Source organism: Streptomyces sp. NPDC007162 (assembly GCF_040634175.1).
GTDB lineage: Bacteria > Actinomycetota > Actinomycetes > Streptomycetales > Streptomycetaceae > Streptomyces.
On the sequence record NZ_JBEYFC010000843.1, the window covers coordinates 1 to 2,519 of the forward strand.

Genomic DNA, 2,519 nt, shown 5'->3' on the forward strand with positions numbered 1-2,519 from the left:
CCGCGAGCTGCCTGGGCTTCTCCACCCGCACCCCGTAGGCGCCGCAGGCCTGGGCGACGGCGGCGAAGTCGGGGTTGATGTTGTGGGTGCCGTGCCACGCCCGGTCCCCGTGAGGTGTCACGGTGGTCGGGAGGTGCCCTCATCGGGCTGACCTCCGGCTCGACCGGGCGGCCCAAGGGCGTGGTGCAGTCCGAAGAGGCCCTGCGCTACGCCTGCGCCAGCACGATCGACATCAACGGCCTGGCCCCCGGCGACGCGGTGGCCGCGATCGTGCCGCTGTCGTCGACGGCCGCCTACTGCTTCGGCGTGTACCTCTCCCTTCTGCTGGGCGGCCCGCTCGTCCTGACGTCGAAGTGGGACCGGGCCGTCGCGCTGCGGCGGATGGCCGAGACCGAGGTCCGCTGGACCATGTGCGTACCGACGATGGCGCTGCAGATGGGGGCCGAGGCGGCCGGATCCGGTGCGCTCTCGGGCGTCCGCGCCATCACCGTGGGCGGCGGTCCCATGGACCGTGGCGCCCTGGCGCGTGCCGAACGGTCACTGGGCACGAAGATCCTGCGCGTCTTCGGCATGTCGGAGTGCCTCGGCCACACCTCGCCCCGCCCCGACGACCCCGAGGAGATCAGGCTGGGCAGGGACGGCCGCCCGTTCCCGGGCACGCACCTGCGCGCCCTGACCCCCGACGGTGCCGAAACCGGACCAGGCATCACCGGCCGGGCACAGGTCCGGGGCCCCTCTCTGTTCGTCGGCTACGCCCGCGACGGCCGGGTGGACCGGCCGGTGCTGACCCAGGACGGCTTCTTCACGACCGGTGACCTGCTGCTGACCCACGAGGACGGCACCGTCAGCATCATGGGCCGCGAGAAGGACATCATCATCCGCGGCGGCCGCAACATCGACATCACCGAGATCGAGCGGGCGGTCGCCGGGTACCCGCGGGTGGCCAGGGCCTGTGTCGCCGCGGTCCCGGACGAGGTGCTCGGCGAGCGCGTCGCGCTGCTGGTCGTCACCGAGGACGGACACGGCATCGACCTGGCCGAGGTGACCGGACACCTGGAGAGCGTCGGACTGTCCAAGGCCAAGTGGCCGGAGTTCGTGTACGACGTCGAGGAACTGCCCCAGACCAAGGTCGGCAAACTCGACCGGAGCGGGGCCCGCGACCTCGCCCACCGGCTACGGACGGGCACACCCGACTTGGCCTGATCAGAGGCGATCCGGCTTGATCAGAGGACGGACCCGGAAGGGTCGCACCCCGCGCACCCCGCCGGGTCCGGTCCCCAGAAGCATTGGAGAATCATGACAGCGCGGTTCGACCAGGGCCCATGGGCCGCAGCCGGAGTTCAGACCGTCCAGCCCGGAGTGCACCGCGTTCCGCTGCCACTGCCCAACGACGGCCTGCACGCCGTCAACGTCTATCTGCTGGAGAATTTCACGGAGGACAACGGCCTCGTCATGATCGACGGGGGCTGGGCGATCCCCGAGGCGCGCAAGGCACTCGAGGAGGCGCTGGCCGCCATCGGGCGCGACCTCGGCGACATCAGCCACATCATGGTCACCCACATCCACCGTGACCACTACACCAACGCCGTGGAGCTGCGCCGGTTGCTGGGCTCGCGGGTCTACCTGGGCGCGGGGGAGCGGCCGGGCCTGGAGATGCTCGACCGGCTGCGCAGCGACGAACCGGCCGGCTCGCTGGAGACGCTGCGCAGGGGAGGAGCGGCCGAACTCGCCGACCAGATCGCGGCGATGGACCACGGCGGCTACGATCCGAGCGTGTGGGAGGCCCCCGACCAGTGGCTCGGCGCGGAAACGCTCCGCTTCGGCGAGCACGAGCTGCGCGTCGTACCGACTCCCGGGCACACCAAGGGACATGTGGTCTACCTGGACGAACAGCGCGGACTGCTGTTCGCCGGTGACCACGTCCTTCCGCACATCACCCCGTCCATCGGCTTCGAGCTGACCGAAGCCGGCGGGCGCCCCCTCGCCGACTACCTGGACTCGCTGCGGCTGATGACGCGGTACGGCGACACCCGTCTGCTGCCCGCGCACGGGCCGGTCACCGACAGCGTCCACACCCGCGTCGCCGAACTGCTCACCCACCACGACGACCGGCTGGCCAAGAGCCTGACGGCGCTGGGCGAGGACACCCTCGACGCGCACGCGGTGGCGCGCAAGCTGGGCTGGACGCGCCGCGAGGTGCCGTTCGGCGACCTCAACGCCTTCAACCAGATGCTCGCCGTGAACGAGACGGCGGCCCACCTGGACGTCCTGGTGCTGCGCGGACGCGCCACGGTGGCGTTCGTGGGCGGGGTGAACCAGTACACGCGTGCGCGCTGACAGGGCACGTGCACAGGTGGAGGGGCTCGGCCATCGCCGCGCCCCTCCTTCCTTGTCCGCGGACCATGTCAGCAAACCATGTGGGGGGACCTTGCAGGCGACCTCGTCAGCGGGCCGTCCAGCCGCCGTCCACGTACAGCTCGGATCCCGTGATGAAGGTCGCGTCCTGGGAGGCCAGGAAC

General features: G+C 71.2%; 2 protein-coding genes. Both read left to right on the forward strand.

From position 1 onward, the window contains the following. Window positions 1-114 precede the first annotated feature (114 nt). The gene (locus ABZ646_RS44785; protein WP_360533024.1) at window positions 115-1,203 is read left to right on the forward strand and encodes a fatty acid--CoA ligase family protein; all 1,089 of its coding nucleotides are present in this window, start codon (window positions 115-117) and stop codon (window positions 1,201-1,203) included. A 93-nt stretch (window positions 1,204-1,296) separates the two neighbouring features. Further along, entirely contained in the window at window positions 1,297-2,337 is a 1,041-nt protein-coding gene (locus tag ABZ646_RS44790; RefSeq protein WP_360533027.1) for an MBL fold metallo-hydrolase, read from the forward strand. Window positions 2,338-2,519: the final 182 nt, after the last annotated feature.

Bases quoted from the DNA above. Each gene is read 5' to 3' on its own strand.
- ABZ646_RS44790 (WP_360533027.1), top strand. From the start codon at position 1,297: ATGACAGCGCGGTTCGACCAGGGCCCATGGGCCGCAGCCGGAGTTCAG.